Raw genomic sequence first — 14,597 nt, 5'->3', positions numbered from 1 at the left:
ACCATGAGAGAAAGTAAAGGTGCCGATGTGCTCAGAGGGGCCAGGGAGGTCTTTTTGAAGTGCGGCTTCGAAGGCGCCAGTGTCGATGCCATTGCCGAACAAGCCAAGGTTTCGAAGGCGACCCTTTATGCGCATTTCTCAAGCAAAGACAGGCTCTTCTTAAGCGTTTTACGAGCTGAATGCGACAGACTTTCTGAAGAAATCTGCCGTCCGCTTTCAAACCTGGGCAATGCACAAGATGCCCTTGAAGAGCTCTCGCGGCGCATGATCGGGCTGGTCATGGATGAGGGTTACATTCGTCTCCTTCGTGTTTGCATCGGCGCGGTTCCGGTTCTGCCGGAGGCAGGCGAAATATACATGGATGCAGGCCCAACGCGCGCTATCACACACGTCGCGCAAATACTCAAAGACTTGCACGAAACGAAATCACTGAACGTTGAAAACGTTCAAAACGCCGCCAGTCAGTTCATTCACCTGTCCATCTCCGACGTCATCATGCCGCGATTGCTGGCCGTCGACCAGCCTGTCGATGCATCTGAGCATTCAAAGAGGGCGGTTGACGCTTTTCTGGCGGTATATGGCCGACGCAATGACTTATAGCGTGGGAGGCCCAAACTTGCCTTCTGGTGCTTCGACAGGTGCCATGCCGCGCCTCAAGGTGACTGATCCGGTTGAACACTTGACCCAGATGGTGCCGGACACTAGCTACCCTAGCATATGCACCGACCGGACGGTACAGTTTTGAGTGAGCACATGACCCCAGCAGAAACCAGAAGCGCGTCTCGCAGGATACTGTCTGCTGCGCGCGCTATCGCCGCGCGCGCAGGTGCGGGAAAGATAACGATCGACGCGGTTGCAAAGGAGGCGGGCCTCAGCAAGGGGGGCGTGCTTTACAATTACCCGACAAAGAAGGCCCTGCTCTCGGGGCTGCTCGATGCGATGTTGGCCGAACATCGGGAGCTGCTGGACAGCGTGCCGGAGCGGCACCCCGCGCGAACCCTGCGTGGGCATCTCGAAACGGTTCTGCAATCGCAAGAGGTGGATGATGACCTGTCGATGGCGATCCTCGCGACAGCGGCGTCAGATCCGCAACTGCTCGATCCGCTGCGGGGAGAATTGAGCGACGACATCGGGCGTATCCTGTCCGACACACAAGACCCGCAGGGTGCCATGGTGGTTTTTTGGGCGATTCAGGGGGTGCGCTTCCAGAAACTTCTCAAGCTGCCAGACGGCGGGGCGGATCTCCGTGGTCGCGTCATCGAAAGATTAAGGACCCTGATCGATGAACTCGAATAGAATGAAGCAGAGCTGGAAACGGATCGCATCGGTTACCGTGATCGCGGCTGCGGCGCTGCTGGTTTTGTCGGTGTTTCCGGCGCTCCGGACCGATGTCCGGGCCCAGACAACGACTGACGCGACAAAGCCTGCGGCCGAAACCAGCGAGGGGGCTGAACACGACCGGAAGGTCACAGTAGAAGTGACCCGAGCAACAAGTCGCACCGTCACGCGTGGCCGCACCGTTGCCGGGCGGGTCGCGCCAGCCCGCACCGTAGACATCGCTTTCCAGGTTTCTGGACAGGTCCTGCGCCTCGAGGTGGATCCGGGCGACAAGATCAGCGAAGGCGATCTGATCGCGGAACTCGATCCGGTCGATTTCGAACTTGCGGTGGATCGGGCGCGGGCCGCCTTTGACCTGGCGAAATCCGAGCTCGAGCGCGCGAAGAGCCTTGCCGAACGAGGGGTTGCGGCCGAAGCGCGCTTCGAAACCGCCCGTGCCGAATACGCGCAGGCCGAAGTTGCGCTGCGCGAGGCCGAGCGGCGCCTCTCACAGACGCAGATCATCGCGCCTTTCGATGCAATCGTGGCGCGCACCTTCATCGAGGAATATGTCAACGTCACCTCCGCGGCGCCGGTTGCGCGTCTTCAGGATGTCAGCGAGATGCGGATCATGATCTCTCTGCCGGAAGAACTGGCGGCGGTCGCACGCAGCGCACCCGACGCCTTTGATCTCGTGGCAAGTTTTCCAGCCGTGCCCGGCTACACGGCTCCGCTCATGCTTCGGTCCTTTGCAACCGATGCTGACCGCACGGCGCAGACCTACGATGTGGAATTCGCCATCACGGGCGATGTCGACTCGCGGCTTCTGCCCGGGATGACGGCCAGGGTGCGCCTTTCAAATGCGGCGGCCGAATCCAGTGCACAATCTGCCATGGTCCCCGTGTCAGCGATCGATACCTCTAGCCGAACCGAGCCTTCGGTCTGGATTTACGACGAAGAGTCGGGGCAGGTCAGGCGCCGGACCGTGCGTCTGGGCCTTCCCGTCGATAACGAGATCGTGGTTCTGGAAGGTCTCCAAGGCGATGAACTGGTCGTCTCCGGCGGGTGGTGGCGGCTTCGCGACAATCAGACCGTGACGGTTGCGGGGCTCTGATCCCGCCCCCTTGACAGGACACGAACAAATCCATGGCATTCAGCATTTCCGGCGCAAGCATCCAGAGGCCCGTGGCGGTCTGGCTCCTCATCCTTTTTTGTCTTTTGGGCGGGTATTGGGGGCTGAACACCGTGGGCCGCCTTGAAGACCCGAGTTTCACGCTCAAGACCGCGCTCGTGTTCGTGCCGTATCCCGGCGCGACAGCAGTCGAGGTCGAGGAAGAGGTCTCGGACGTCATCGAAAACGCGCTGCAGCAGATGAAGCAGCTTGACCGGGTCGAATCGAAGTCGATGCCGGGCATGGCGCAGATCACGGTCGAGATCGAGGGCACCTATGGCCCGGATGAGATTCCGCAAGTCTGGGACGAGATGCGGCTGCGCATCAGCGACGTGCAGGACGACCTACCCCAGGGCGCGCGCGCACCCATTGTCAACGACGATTTCGGCGATGTCTACGGCATGTTCTACGCGGTAAAAACCGAAGGTCTCAGCCCGCGCGAGGAGCGGGATCTGGCCACGCGATTACGGCTTGGGCTGGTGACCGTCGACGGCGTTGCGAAGGTTGAGGTTCAGGGCCTTACGGAAGAGACGATCACCCTCTCGATCCCGTCCGCGCGCCTGACGGAATTGGGCCTGCCGCCAAACCAGGTTCTGGGCGTGCTGAACGATGAAAACCTCGTTTTCAACAATGGCGAGATCACCGAGGGCCCCGCCCGCATCGGCCTGTCCGTTCCGCCGGGTTACGTGACCCCCGAGGGGATCGAACAATTACGGCTTGGCGCGGCCGGAGAGGTCGGACAGGTTGCGATCCGTGACATCGCCCGCGTCTCCCGCGACGAGGCGGAACAGCCGAGCCAGGTGATCCGCCACAATGGCACGGCAGCCTTCACCCTCGGGGTTTCGGCGTTGACGAACCGCAACGTGGTCGAAGTTGGTTCGGCGGTCGCGGCCCGGCTTGAGACGTTGAAGGCCGACTTGCCGGACAGCGTCGAGATCACGCCGATCTACGAACAGCACGTCGTCGTTGACGAGGCCGTCTCCAGCTTTCTCCTGAGCCTTGCGATGTCGGTCGCCATCGTTGTCGGGGCGCTGATGATCACAATGGGCTGGCGCGCCGGCCTGGTGGTCGGCACGACGCTCGGGCTCACTGTGTTCGTCACGCTGTTCTTCATGTCGGTCTTCGGGATCGCGATGGAACGGATCAGCCTTGGTGCCCTGATCATCGCGATGGGGATGCTGGTCGACAACGCCATCGTGATCACCGAAGGAATGGTGATTGGCATGGCGCGCGGAAAGAGCGCGATAAAAGCTGCGGCCGAGACCGAAAGTTCCACGTCCATTCCGCTGCTTGGAGCCACCGTGATCGGGATCATGGCCTTTTCCGGGATCGGACTTTCGCCGGACTCCACCGGCGAGTTTCTGTTCTCGCTCTTCGCGGTGATCACCATCTCGCTGCTGATGAGCTGGATTCTGGCTGTTACGGTCACGCCATATCTCGGCATGCTGCTGCTCAAGGCGCCAAAAAAAAATACCTCGGATGATCCCTACAAGGGCGCGTTCTACGCGATCTATCGCGGGTTGCTCTGGCTCGTGCTGCGCGCGCGTGTGCTGGTTGTGCTTGTAATCGTGGGAATCACGATTGTGTCGGTGATGGCCTTCGGGCAGGTCAAGCAGGCCTTTTTCCCGGCGTCAAATACCCCGCTTTTCTATGTCGAATTCCAGATGCCGCAAGGGACCGACATCAACGTCACCGACCGTGAAATGAAACGGCTCGAACAGTTGATCCTGTCTGAAGACAAGGTGACCGACGTGACGACCTTGGTGGGGCGCGGCGCGAGCCGATTCATGTTGACATACAACCCGGAGCAGGCAGATGCCAGCTATGGCCAGCTTATCGTTCGTGTGGCCGACGCCGAGGCGATCCCGGCTATGGCCAATCGATTGAATCGTGATCTGCCGGCCGAATTTCCCAACGCGCTCGTCCGGGTCGAAGAGCTTGTCTTCGGCCCGCCCTCCGGTGCCGATGTGGCGGTCCGGTTCTCTGGTCCCGATCCGGTCGTTCTGCGCCAACTCGCCGACGATGCATTACGGATATACGAGGCCGCCGGCACAATTACCAACCCGCGCACCAATTGGCGCCAGCGCGAAATCCTTGTTGAGCCGATCGTCGATGAGTCGCGCATGCGGCTGGCCGGGGCCACGCGCAGCGCGATTGCCGATACCGTCCGCTACGGAACGTCGGGCTTGCGAGTCGGTGAATTGCGCGAAGGCGACGAGGTCATCCCGATCCACCTGCGGCTGCCCGCGACCGAACGGGACGGGGTTGACCGCGTTCGGGATCTGTCGGCCTGGTCCGATGGTGCTGGCACCTACGTTCCCATGGCCAACCTTGTGGAACGGTTCGAGCCGCGCCTCGTCGAGGCGCTGATTCACCGGCGCAACCGCGAACGCACCATTACTGCCCTTGGCGGTGCACGGGCGGATCTCACCGCCGATGAGGCCTTCAAAAGCGTGCGGGCCGAGATCGAGGCACTCCCGCGTCCCGACGGCTACAGCATGGAGTGGGGTGGCCAGTATGAAAGTTCAACCGACGCCCAGACCAGCCTTGGCAAACAGCTTCCCCTAGGCTTCCTTGTCATGCTGACAATCTCCATTCTCATGTTCAACAAGGTGCGCCAACCCCTCATCCTTTGGCTTGTCGTGCCAATGTCCGTGACGGGCATGGTGCTCGGGCTGCTTTTCACCGGCCTGCCTTTCACCTTCACTGCTCTGCTCGGCTTCCTTTCGCTGTCGGGAATGCTGATGAAGAACGCGATCGTTCTGGTCGAAGAGATCGACGTTCAGCGCGCAGAGGGTGTGGCGGATTACAAGGCAGTGATTGACGGTTCGGTCAGTCGTCTACGCCCTGTGGTGCTCGCCGCAGGCACGACGATCTTCGGCATGATACCCCTGCTGCCGGATGCGTTTTTCGCGTCTATGGCGGTGACGATAATGGGTGGCCTCGCGTTTGCCTCGGTGCTGACCCTTGTCGCCGTGCCGGTACTTTACGCACTTCTTTTCCGTATCCGTCCACCAAAAGAAGAAAGCACCGACTCGAAAACCGGAACAGCCTCTGGTTGAAGTGGTTCATGCTTCAAGTAGGTAGGGATCACCCTTGGAACAAAATGCCTTTGTAGAGTAGCGCCAGCTTCTAAATCGTGGCGAAGGCAGGCGATATTTTCTTTAGACCATCAACATTTCTTGCTTGCGCAAGGGTCAGCTACGCCCGGAAAAGAGAATGTTGCCGCAAAGCGGTCCGTTCGTTAAACGCAAAAGGCCCACCAGTGATGGTGGGCCTTCCGGTTGAATTCTCTGTATCAGTTCGCGCAGGCGCGGATGGCTTCGATGTCCGGCCCATTGGGTGACCGACCCAGATTGAAGGGGGCGGACGCATCGCGCCATTTGGCGTAATCGGCCAGATATTCGAGCTGGCTGAGATAGACCTTGGCCGAGGCGGGGTTTTCGCAGGCGGTCTCGATGATCACCTCATTGGCGAGTTCCTGCACGCGCGCCAAGGTCTCGTCGTCGTAGCGGGTGATCTCGATGCCAGCGTCCTTGAACTGCTGATAGGCCTCGGTGGCGCGCTTTTCGGTGAAGGAAAGCGACCAGATCAGATTGGCCTGAGCCGCGATTTTCAGATCCTCCTGCGTTTCAGGAGAGAGCGCATCCCACGAGGCCTTGTTGATCATCACGCCAAAGACCGAAGCCGATTGGTGCCAGCCCGGAGTGGCCCAGAACTTGGTCACCTGATGGAAGCCGCCTGAATAATCAACATTGGGGGTCGAGAATTCTGCGCCGTCGATCACGCCGCGTTCTAGCGACTGATAGATTTCGCCACCGGCCATGGAGACCTGATTGCCGCCGAGTTTTTCGAGCAGGCGACCCTGTTCCAGACCGGACAGGCGCAGGCGTTTGCCTTGCAGATCCTCAAGGGTCACGATGGGCTCATTGGTACGGAAACCGGATTCGTTGTTGGTCACGCCGTAGGGCAGGTAGACCATGCCGAATTTGCCGTAGATCTCGTTATAGAGATCGGCACCACCCCATTGTTCGATCCAGTTGACGTAGTCGATGGCGTTGAAGAGGCTGGCGGTGGTTGCCAAGGGGGAGAACGCCGAATCGCGGCCTGCCCAATAGCCCGGCCAATCCCCGCCAGCCTGAATGGTGCCAGATTCCACTGCGCCAAAGACTTCGCCTGCGGGCACAAGCGCGCCTCCCTCGAAGAACTCGATGGTCAACGCGTCGCCGGTCAGCTTGTTGGCGAGGTCGACGAAATGCTTGTCGATCTCGATCAGCTCCAGAGAGCTGGGCCATGTGGTTGTCATGGTCCAGCTTTCCTGCGCGGCAGATTGCGTCGCAATCCCTGCGGCCAGAGCGAGGCCGGTTACGAGAGTAATCTTCGTCAGCATGGGTAGTCTCCTTGTTTACTTGGTGTAGAGCGTCTCTGGTAGCCATGTGACCAGTTGCGGAAAGATGGCTACACCGAGGCACATGATCAGGATCAAGCCAATGAATGGCAACACCCCGATGATGATCTGTGAGGTTTTGACCGACTTGGGCGCGATAGCGCGCAAATAGAACAAGGCATAGCCAAAAGGCGGCGTCAGAAACGAGGTCTGCAACACCACCGACATGAGAACAACAAACCACAAGAGGCTGACATCCATCTCTTGCACGATGGGCAGAAAGATCGGGAACGAAAGCAAGACAATCCCCGTCCAGTCGAGGAAAGCGCCCAAAATGAACACGATGAACAGCATCATCGTAATGAGCATCCACGGCTCCATATCCATGCCCCGGATGATTTCCTGAGTGGCGCGCAACCCGCCGGTGATGTTGAACACGCCGGTAAAGGCGGTTGCTCCGATCACGATGAAGAGGATCATCGCCGAGGTGCGCCCGGTCTCCAGCATTGCGCCGTAGAAGCTGATCCATCTGAACTTGCCGCGAAAGATCACGATCAGCAGCGCCAGCATGGCCCCGATGGCAGAGGCCTCTGTTGCCGTGGCTATGCCCGCTAGGAGCGAGCCGAGGATGCCGAGGATCAGCACCAAGGGCGGTACGGCCTCAATCGCCAGCATCTTGAGCAGGGCGCTGCGGCTGACCTTTTCGTCCGACTCAACGGCGGGGGCCATATCGGGGCGCACGAAGGCCACGATCACAACCCAGACGGCGTAGAGCAGTCCGAGCAATATGCCGGGGATCATTGCACCGGCAAACAGTTCGCCCACCGAGAGCGGTGAGTAGCTGGCCATCAGGATGAGCATGATCGAGGGCGGAATGAGAATGCCGAGGCAGCCCGAGGCCGCGATGACGCCGGTGGTGAGCGTCGGGCTATAGCCATATTGCAGCATCGGGCGCAGGGCCATGACGCCCATCACGGTGATCGAGGCGCCGATGATGCCGGTGGTCGCCGCCAAGAGGATCGAGATGAACACGACCGCCAGTGCCAGACCGCCGCGCACATTGGACATCATCAGCCGGAGGGATTCGAACATTCGGTCGGTGACGCCGCTGTCCGAGAGAAACCGGGCCATCAGCACGAACAGTGGAATGGCAATCAGCGTGAAATTATCCAGCACATCGCCGAAGATGCGATTGATGACGATGCCCAGCACCATCGGCTTGCCCGCGATCAGCGCACCCAGAACGGCGGTGCCGCCCAGCACAAAGGCCAGCGGATGGCCCATGAAGAGGCCAAGCAGCAGCAGGCCGAACATGCACAGGGCGATGACTTCAGGCGTCACTGCGCACCTCCTGACGATTGAATACGAGTTTCAGAACCTCTGCGATCCCCTGCAACAAGAGCAGGGCCGCCGCCGCAGCCATCGCCATCTTGAGCGGATAGACGGGCAATTGCACCGAGCCATAGGTGGTTTCACCCTGCGCATAGGACCGCATCGCAAATTCATAGGAGCGGGTTGTGAACACCCAGGCGAAGGGAAAGAAGAAGATCAGATAGCCCAGAGCATCGACAATACGGGCCGGGGTCTCGGACAGATTGGCGGTCAGCAGATCCACCCGCACATGCGCCTGATGCCGCAGCGCATAGCCGCCGAGCAGCACAAAGTAGAAGCCGAACATCTGCTTTGTGACGTCAAACGCCCAGCGGGTCGGATCGTTGAGCACGTAACGCATGAATACGTCATAGATGATGAATGCCGCGAACACGATCGCCACCACAGAGACGATTCTGCCGACGGTTTCGTTAAGCCCGTCAATGGCGCGAATGATCATGGTTTCCTCCGCCAGTATGTGTCAGCATACTATCCGGACACGGGCAGGATACAAGGCGAGGAATTGAGAAGAAGAACTATTTTAGGATTGCAGAAAGACACGGTAACTACTCACGGTTCGTTAAGCCGGTGAGCGTCACTCGGCTCGCTTGACGTTTTCAAGCGGCTTCGGTGCAGGCGAGTCGGGCTTTTGTATTAAACATCGGGCTGAACGCTCCACGAAGATAGAAGCCATAGCTTCATATCCAAGCAACCAAAAGGGTAGGTAAAGCACCCAATCATCAAGATCTTGATCGTGCCTAAAATCACTTGGACCCGCTAATCGTAAGTGGCGGAATTCCCCGCCATCCAGTCTTGTACTCTCCGTGGATATCGAGCAAAAAATGGCATTTACCTGAGTCCAGCCGAACGGTTCTCCATCGGCGTATGCACTTGGCACCTTTACCGGCGGACAGGAACTGTCAGGCCTCTGTGGGCGGTTCGGAAATCATCGTCCTCAGGTTTGTCTGTACCAGCGCCGCTCTTCCAGAAAGTGCAAGTTGTGGGTCGAACGCACCGCCAGCGCATAGGGCTGACCACGATCCTCCAGCATGTGCGGGAACCCATAGTCCGAGCTATAGACCACATGGGTGAGGACAAAGGCGCTTGGCGCCCCCTCACCCAGCAGCTTTTCTGTCATTTCGCAGGCCATGGCCGACTTTGTGGCAAATATAACGTTTTCCGGCACACGCGCCTTTATGCACCGCTACAACTCGTTGGCCCAGTCCTTCGGCAGGTAAAGCCGCCGATCAAGCAGTGCGTGATTCCCGCGGCTGGCATAGGCGGCGAATACACCGATCTGGCATTCTCAATCCGGTCTGCCGTACCGGAATACTGTCGACCAACACCGACGGAGTGAGCCTCCTTCTTCAGAAACCTGGTATCATCGATGACCAAAACCCCATCGAGATCACCGAGCGCCTTTAGGCGCGTAGCTTCGAACCCGCCCAATCCGAAACGGAAATGGCACAACCATCCGATCAGAGAGAGTTTAATCTGAGGTCGTTCAAAACGCAAATTCTGTGGTTGCCGCCCGTCAGGCAAGAAGTTTCTGACCCCAGGGGCGTGTGATCGAGTCGTCTAATCGCAGCCAGAATTGCAAGCATTTTCTTTGCACCACCGGGCGTTGGACGGCGGGAGGTCGGTCTTCAGGTCATGCGTGAGACCAATGCGCCTGAGGCTCCGAGTGCGCGTCGTCGAAACGTTTGCCGGGTCAGGGTCGTCTTCGCGGTCGACACGTCGGTCGCCGCATGATGGGTCTTCGCGGAGGAGCCTTCCAATGTGCGAAACGCACTCAGCTGTTTTAGCTGGTGCAACTCGATCAGCGGAATGGCTCGACCTACGTCCCGGCAGGGACGCCTTCGCGCGCTCGCGACTTGAGCGCTATTGGTGACGTGTCAGGTTGCGGCCTTTGCGACCCGCACGAACGGGGTGTCATCCCGGAGCATTGCATGCATTATGACTGCGAGTTTTCGAGCCACCACGACGGCAGCGCGTTTGAAGCCGATGCGTCCCTTGAGTTTCAGCCCCCATGTCCGCAGATCGCTGTCGGCAAGACTGCGGGTCAGAATGACCGTTGCCGCCTCATAGAGAAGGCTTCTCACATGGCGGTCGCCGCGCCGGGATGTGTGACCGTCGTAGTCGACTTCCCCGGATTGGTATCGCCGGGTGGTCAGGCCCAGCCAAGCCCGACAGAGAGGTGGTTCGGTTGATCTGAACAGGTTCCGGGCGTTTTCTAAGTGGTTTTCCGCCTTTTTTATGCCGCTACCGCCTCGGGCATTGGCTGGTTGAAGTAGGCCTGATCGGGGGTTTTCCCGTCAAGCGATGAATTCGGGCGTCGGCTGTTGTAGAAGGCGAGATACCGTCCGATTCCGGCCCGGGCCTCGGACACGCTGGCATAGGCCCGCAGGTGGACCTCCTCGTATTTGATGGTCCGCCAGAGCCGCTCGACGAAGACGTTGTCGCGCCAGGCGCCCTTGCCATCCATGCTGATCTTGATCTCACGGGCGGCCAGCACCTTGATGAAGTCGGTGGATGTGAACTGCGATCCCTGGACGCCCTTCTAAGTGTCAAGCCGCGATTTGAGCCTGATTGATCTGTTTGTGACGTCGCGCGATGATGTTGAAGACTTCACGTGCGATGTATCGTTTCAGGCACCGAATAGCTTCCAGCTTTGAATGGCCTTGAGCTATTCGTCGCGCAACGTATTCCTTTGTCTTCGAATCCAGCCGTAACCGCCCAATTGCGATGATGTGGAGTGCGCTGTTCGCGGCTCGGTCGCCACTCCGGTTCAATCGGTGTCGTGTTGTTTTCCCCGAGGATGCAGGAACTGAGCTGACGCCGCACAAAGCAGCGAAGCTGGCTTCGGATCTGAGCCGTTCAGGATTGTCGCCTGCGGTCAGCAACAATTGAGCCGCGCTGGTAAAGCCGATCCCGCTGCATGCAATCAGATATCGGGCAAGGTCAGTGACGATTGCTTCGATCATGTCGTCCAGATCGGCGACCTCATCGTGCAGCTCAAGGTATCGACGTGCTAGCGATTTGAGCGCAATCTTGTAAGATTCTTCGACATCCCGAAACCCTGTCAAATCCGGACGCCAAGCTGCCAGTGTCCTGATCAATTGCATGCGGGTCATATTGCGCAAAAGATCACGTAGACGGTCAGGTGCGCAGATGATTGTGGTTTGGATGATCTGCAATGCAACCCGCCGGGCTTGAACAGCCGTTTTGCGGCAAACCCTTAACAGGCTGCTGAAGAAGTCAGCCTTGAAGGACGTTATTCTTCCCCCACGGTTTGAAGGTGGCTCTTTGCGACTGCGGACGCCGGGTCGGGTTTGACCCCTTCGTCAGGGGGCAAGGAGTTTCGGTAGTCTGGCCAGATTGCAGGCTGCCATGGTCATTGTGAATTGGGCGCGGACCCTGTCGAGGCCGCGATGAACAGTCTGGGCCATGCCGCCCACGGTCTTGGCCCAGCCGAAGGGTTCCTCGATCTTCTTCCGGCGCCGCTGTGACAAGGCATAACCGGGATGCTGGGTGGTTCGCCCGTCGATTGCGGAACTCCGGGCCTTCTGCGCGACATGTGGCGTCACAACCATGCGCCTGAGTGCGGCAACAAAGTTGGCGCTGTCATATCCCTTGTCTGCTCCAAGCGTCAGGCGCCGGGTCGAGCCAGGGGAGTGTCGGTTGATCATCTCGAGGGCCGCCTTGCGCTCGCCGTAACCATCGGCATGGGTCAAATCGGCCTGCACGATCAGCCCGTTGCGGTTCTCCATCAGCGTATGTCCCATGAAGCACAATGTCGCCGCGGCACCCGGTGCTTTCTTGTAGAGACGGGCATCGGGGTCCGTCACAGAGATGTGGGTTGCGTTCGAGCGCTTCTGGCCCCGGAAGTTCACTGCGGCGTTGCGGATATGGCGGGGCGTGTCGGGCATCGGCTGCGTTTCTGTCTGCTGGGGCTGCGGTTCGGTGTTTGCGAAGGTCGCGTCGGCCGGTGGTGGCGGTCCGCCAGGATCATCGTCATGCGGTGGCGGCGCGCTGTTCCTGGGCTGAAAGCTCTTCATGGACGCCCACGCCTTGACCAAAGTGCCGTCTACCGAGAAGTGTTCATCCGAGAGGAGCGGACGGACCTCCGGGTGCGCCAGGATCGCCGCCATCAGCTTGCGCGACATGTCGGTCGTCAGCAGCCGATCGCGGTTCTTGGTAAACACCGTAGGAACCCAGACCGGATCGTCGATGCCAAGGCCGACGAACCACCGAAACAGCAGGTTATAGTTCATCTGTTCCATCAGCTGCCGTTCCGAGCGGATCGAGAACAGGAGCTGAAGAAGGCTCGCACGGATCAGTCGCTCCGGCGCGATGGAGGGGCGGCCAAAATCGGTGTAGAGCGCGGCGAACTCGGCATCCAGGCTGGCCAGCGCGTCATTGACGACCCGACGGATCAACCGCAGCGGATGACGATCCGGAACCCGCTGCTCAAGATCAACATAGCTGAACAGCGACCCGCTTGCCTCGTCCGTCCCACGCATCGCCACCTCCTGCTGCCGCTGCCATGCCGGAAGTGAATCATGTTCTCATAACCGCGTCGAGGGCCGACTTTTTCAGCAGCCTGTTAGGTGCCGCCATCTTGGCAAAGAATAGGGCATAGCCGAAGGGAGGCGTCAGAAAAGACGTCTGCAAGGCCAGTGCTATCAGGCCAGCGATCCAGATTTGCGCAAAGTAGGCAGAGCCGACGTGATCTGCGAAGTCGAGTTCCGAAAAGATCGGCATCAACACTGGTACAAAGACCAGCAGCACCTCGATCCAGTCAAAAACAAACCCAAGTATGATGATCACGCCAAGGAGGATCGCCAACAGTTCCCACCGGGTGAGATCGAATGCGGATATCCACTCGAAGATGACGTCCGGTCCACCGACCAGGTGGAAACTAAGCGAGAATACCGATGCGCCCAATACGATGAAGTAGACCATCGACGTCATCGTGCTTGTCTGCACCGTGACAGAGTTCAACGATGAGAAAGACAAGCGCTTTCGCGCCAGCGCGACCAATAGCGCGCCAAAAACCCCTACTCCAGCCGCCTCTGTTAGTGTCGCAAAGCCCAGAATGATGCTGAGCGGAATGGATGCGATGACCGCGACAGACGCGAGTACAAACAAGAGGTCTGACACAAGATTGGTCTTGGGTGTGTCCAGCGGGATTTCGACCGTTTTTCTCAAGGTGACCGCAAAGTAGACCGCGAAGGCCATGACCATCAGAAGCACAGGTACGATGAGGGCCACATACATCAATCCGATGCGCAGATAGAACACGTTCGAGATGAAGAACAGCATCACGGCTGGCGGGAACACGACACCCAATGCTCCAGAAGCTGCGACAGCGCCTCCTGCGGTTCGCGGTGCGTAGCCCGACGCCATCATCGGGGCATAGGCCACCAACGCCACAGTTATGACGGAAGCACCGATCACCCCGGCGGCGGGCGCAAGAACGAGGCCGATCAGCAAAGTCGCAATGGCGTAGCGACCGGGAACGCCTGTCAGAAGACGCCCCAGCAAGCGAAACATGGTTTCGGCAATCCCGCTGGCATTCAGGATCAGACCAAGAAAAATCAACATTGGAACGCTGGTGAATTGGACTGATTCATTGGTCAGTACACCACGGGCCCTCAGGTAGATCAGCCCCAGATGCTGAAAATCAGTGATCCCCACCCAAACCGCAGCGACAAACCCCAAGAAGCCTGTCCCCGCGAGCACCAGCGCCACCGGAAAGCCACTGAAAACCCCAATCGCCATCACGACAAGCATGGCAACCGTGAGGACCTCATTCACCATTGTGCAGGCCGCTTGCTTGTTCCGGTGCACCTTGCGCACGTCTCCCTGTCAGAAAGGCGATGTTGCGAAGGGCTACGATCATCCCGGCAAGAGCCAGCAGGATGGGGCCGATGACCCCGGCAATGCGTTGTGCCCACAACTGGGTTTCCGCGTATTTCGTGGTGCGCATCAAACCGTCCCATCCGTAGTAGGTCAGGATGGCGGCGAGCGGCAGAAGGACAAAAAGGCCGCCAATCAGTTCGATCCAAGCAATGCGGCGGGCGGACCAATGTCTGCGAAGAACATCAACGCGCACGTGACCGTCGCGCAGATAGGTATACCCAAAGGTCAAGAAAATTAGGATGAACAGCAGTGACGTGGACAGGTCCGGCAAATAGCTCGACACGCCAAGTTGTAGCTTGCGATCCAGCATCTGAAGCGCGCCATAAGCAGCAATCGAAACAACTGTCAGCCACGCAGTCACGACGCCGATGCCGCGAATGCCACGGTCAATCCAATCCAAAAATCTCAAGCCGAATTCCCTCCCAA

Annotated in this window: 10 protein-coding genes and 4 pseudogenes; 4 read left to right on the top strand and 10 right to left on the bottom strand. The window is 59.0% G+C overall.

The genetic code is table 11. The features are described 5' to 3' along the window. Positions 1-3 precede the first annotated feature (3 nt). The 4 genes from RAK1035_RS19830 to RAK1035_RS19815 all read left to right on the top strand — a co-directional run bounded on the left by RAK1035_RS19830 (position 4) and on the right by RAK1035_RS19815 (position 5,550). On the top strand, positions 4-600 hold the full coding sequence (locus RAK1035_RS19830; RefSeq protein WP_232279252.1) for a TetR/AcrR family transcriptional regulator: 597 nt from the start codon (positions 4-6) through the stop codon (positions 598-600). Between the two features lie 117 nt (positions 601-717). Then, positions 718-1,296 (top strand): TetR family transcriptional regulator, encoded by a 579-nt coding sequence (locus tag RAK1035_RS19825; protein WP_368074248.1) that lies wholly within the window; start codon positions 718-720, stop codon positions 1,294-1,296. After that, on the top strand, positions 1,283-2,431 hold the full coding sequence (locus tag RAK1035_RS19820; RefSeq protein ID WP_102106002.1) for an efflux RND transporter periplasmic adaptor subunit: 1,149 nt from the start codon (positions 1,283-1,285) through the stop codon (positions 2,429-2,431). Before RAK1035_RS19825 ends, RAK1035_RS19820 begins: the two co-directional genes overlap by 14 nt. A 32-nt stretch (positions 2,432-2,463) precedes the next feature. Beyond that, positions 2,464-5,550, top strand: coding sequence for an efflux RND transporter permease subunit (locus tag RAK1035_RS19815; RefSeq protein WP_008282855.1), 3,087 nt, complete (start codon positions 2,464-2,466; stop codon positions 5,548-5,550). Between the two features lie 236 nt (positions 5,551-5,786). On the opposite strand, the gene dctP is transcribed toward RAK1035_RS19815, so the two are convergent. The 10 genes and pseudogenes from dctP to RAK1035_RS19760 form a co-directional block, all read right to left on the bottom strand. Further along, positions 5,787-6,878, bottom strand: coding sequence for a TRAP transporter substrate-binding protein DctP (gene dctP / locus RAK1035_RS19810; RefSeq protein ID WP_008282854.1), 1,092 nt, complete (start codon positions 6,876-6,878; stop codon positions 5,787-5,789). 15 nt (positions 6,879-6,893) lie between these two features. Further along, positions 6,894-8,216, bottom strand: coding sequence for a TRAP transporter large permease (locus tag RAK1035_RS19805; protein ID WP_198133619.1), 1,323 nt, complete (start codon positions 8,214-8,216; stop codon positions 6,894-6,896). Next, on the bottom strand, positions 8,206-8,706 hold the full coding sequence (locus tag RAK1035_RS19800) for a TRAP transporter small permease subunit (RefSeq protein ID WP_008282852.1): 501 nt from the start codon (positions 8,704-8,706) through the stop codon (positions 8,206-8,208). Before RAK1035_RS19800 ends, RAK1035_RS19805 begins: the two co-directional genes overlap by 11 nt. A 400-nt stretch (positions 8,707-9,106) precedes the next feature. Further along, a pseudogene (locus tag RAK1035_RS20750) lies at positions 9,107-9,668 on the bottom strand (IS701 family transposase); the annotation flags it as partial. Positions 9,669-10,141: 473 nt separating this feature from the next. Continuing rightward, positions 10,142-10,432 (bottom strand): annotated as a pseudogene (locus RAK1035_RS19785) (transposase); the annotation flags it as partial. A gap of 68 nt (positions 10,433-10,500) precedes the next feature. Beyond that, positions 10,501-10,797: pseudogene (locus tag RAK1035_RS19780) on the bottom strand (transposase); the annotation flags it as partial. A gap of 16 nt (positions 10,798-10,813) precedes the next feature. After that, positions 10,814-11,488, bottom strand: a pseudogene (locus RAK1035_RS19775) (transposase); the annotation flags it as partial. 102 nt (positions 11,489-11,590) lie between these two features. Continuing rightward, on the bottom strand, positions 11,591-12,769 hold the full coding sequence (locus tag RAK1035_RS19770; RefSeq protein ID WP_008281741.1) for an IS5-like element ISRssp10 family transposase: 1,179 nt from the start codon (positions 12,767-12,769) through the stop codon (positions 11,591-11,593). A gap of 37 nt (positions 12,770-12,806) precedes the next feature. Next, positions 12,807-14,069: a TRAP transporter large permease subunit gene (locus RAK1035_RS19765; RefSeq protein ID WP_232279251.1), complete on the bottom strand. Its 1,263-nt coding sequence runs from the start codon at positions 14,067-14,069 to the stop codon at positions 12,807-12,809. Next, positions 14,059-14,580, bottom strand: coding sequence for a TRAP transporter small permease subunit (locus RAK1035_RS19760; protein WP_232279250.1), 522 nt, complete (start codon positions 14,578-14,580; stop codon positions 14,059-14,061). Before RAK1035_RS19760 ends, RAK1035_RS19765 begins: the two co-directional genes overlap by 11 nt. Positions 14,581-14,597: the final 17 nt, after the last annotated feature.

The sequence above is a fragment of the Roseovarius sp. AK1035 genome (assembly GCF_003288315.1).
In the GTDB taxonomy this organism is placed as follows: Bacteria; Pseudomonadota; Alphaproteobacteria; order Rhodobacterales; family Rhodobacteraceae; genus Roseovarius; species Roseovarius mucosus_A.
This window is presented reverse-complemented; position numbering and strand designations above follow the sequence as displayed.